This window comes from Corynebacterium sp. HMSC074C04, from assembly GCF_001838295.1.
Lineage (GTDB): Bacteria > Actinomycetota > Actinomycetes > Mycobacteriales > Mycobacteriaceae > Corynebacterium > Corynebacterium amycolatum.
The window spans coordinates 1-2,254 of the sequence record NZ_KV836262.1 but is presented as its reverse complement, the minus strand read 5'-3'; the positions used below and the strand labels follow the sequence as shown (position 1 = coordinate 2,254).

1 protein-coding gene is annotated in these 2,254 nt (G+C 52.5%); it reads left to right on the top strand.

The window, feature by feature from the left end:
* Positions 1 to 332: 332 nt before the first annotated feature.
* Positions 333 to 1,781: a nucleobase:cation symporter-2 family protein gene (locus HMPREF3011_RS00010; protein WP_038627038.1), complete on the top strand. Its 1,449-nt coding sequence runs from the start codon at positions 333 to 335 to the stop codon at positions 1,779 to 1,781.
* Positions 1,782 to 2,254 lie beyond the last annotated feature (473 nt).

Below are 2,254 nucleotides of genomic sequence, written 5' to 3'. Positions count from 1 at the left end.
AGTAAACTCTCCCCCGCATCACCACAACAAGCAATCACATCGCCCTGTCGCGCTGACCCCGGCTACATTACACACACTTCACACATAACGCGAACCTGCAGGTCACAAGGCCTTTCTAGTGTATTTCCGAGCTAATAGAAAACCATAACCCTAGAGTCTCGCTTAAAGCTGTTCCGCAATGCATTCGTTCAGTGGCCTCCCACGCACACTCACGAGTTATCTCAGCAAAGTGGCGTGGCCCGATCGCCTCGTCGTAAAGCGAGATGGAGCGAAACCACCCCAATAGAAAGCTCCAGTGAGGAAAACCTGGACTAGGGAACTAAAGTCGAACTGTGACTACATCAACGAAGACCGATACTCAGACGGTTCATCCGGTCGATGAGTATCCGGGCCATGTGAAACTGCTTGTACTCGGCTTTCAACATGTGCTCGCCGCGTATGCAGGCGCGGTGGCAGTCCCGCTTTTCGTGGGCTGGGCACTTGTGGATGCCGGGCGTATGTCCCCATCCGATATTCCGCACCTAATTGCTGCGGACCTGTTTGTTGCAGGCATCGCCACCATCGTACAGTCGGTGGGTATTTGGCGATTTGGTGTGCGACTACCACTGATTCAGGGCTGTACCTTCTCTGCCGCGATTCCGATGGTTACTATCGGATCGCAATACGGCGTACCCGCAATCTACGGTTCGGTGATTGCATCGGGCATTTTCATGATGCTCTTTGCACCGCTTTTTGCGTCGCTTCTACGCCTATTTCCGCCGTTGGTCACTGGCACGGTGCTATTGATTATCGGCACGACGCTTATGCCAGTCGCAGCCGACTGGGTTGGTGGCGGTGCTGAAGTCAAGGACACTCCAGATTTCGGCGCACCTCAAAACTTGGCAGTAGCTGCGTTTGTGTTGGCCTTAATTCTCAGTATTGAGCGATGGGCACCAGAATGGCTCGCCCGCATTGCCGTTCTAGTGGGCATGATCTCCGGATTGCTGCTATGCATTCCATTGGGAATGGTGGATTGGTCTGGAACTAAGGACTCACCAGTCTTCGGGTTGACGCATCCATTCTACTTTGGCATGCCTGAATTCGTCCTCTCCGCTGTATTTGCCATGTGCATTGTTTCGCTTGTGACTATGGTCGAAGCGACTGGCGACGTACTTGCAATCGGCGAGATTACCGAATCCGAGATTGATAATCACCGTATTGCCGACACACTGCGTGCCGACGGTGCTGCGACCGTAATTGGCGGTATTTTCAATACCTTCCAATACACGGCGTTTGCCCAGAACATTGGCGTCCTATCCATCACGGGCGTACGTTCCCGATGGGTTACCGCAGCTGCAGGTGGAATGCTGCTGATTCTGGGTTTGATTCCAAAGACGGCCGCTCTCGTTGCCGCTATCCCAGCTCCAGTTTTGGGAGGTGCCGGTATTGCCTTGTTCGGTATGGTCGCAGCATCGGGCGTCCGCACTCTATCCAAGGTTAAGTTCACTGAATCCAACGTGATTGTCGTGGGTATTCCGTTGGCATTGGCATTACTTCCTGCTGTATCGCCCGAACTATTCTCCGGACTACCGGCATGGGCGCAAACGTTTATGGCTTCAGGTATCTGCGTAGGTTCCGTCGCTGCTATCATCTTGAATCTTTTGTTCAACACCGCCGACCGTGCACCGCACGCCGTTACTCCGAGTGCTCACGACACCTTCCGCGGAGGTATTAACTCGGAAGATAAGGACCACGACGGCTACGGAGACGTCCCGTCGGCTAAGCCGAGCAGTAATAACTAACCTCGGTACTTTGATTAGCGCGACTGCATAGCTTAATCCCAGACAGGGCTAACCTAACTAAATACGACACCCTCCCGTATGGGCGCAGGCAATACCTCACCTATACGGGATTTTCTTTTGGCGCGATCGAGGAAGCCGCCACAGCATCTCGTAGGTACGAGTCGAAAATCAGAGCTGACTACTAAGTAAGCGTATGTCTCTCTATTTGGACAGCTTGGTAATAAAGCCTCAATTGAGACCGAGGTATCAGTATGTAGGGATAAGTGGCGGTGATAGTCACAGAAGTGCAATAGATGAATCGCACACACCAACAAGCTAAGTGCCAGAATTCGAGGAGCCTCCGCGACCGGTCTACTGCGCACCGGGCCCCTTCCAAATACCCACCACCAAGCAAAATCAATGGCTATCACCGAAACATAAGCTACGACATCTATCGATTGAATGTTGTTTACTTGTGGGTAAAACAAAAGTGG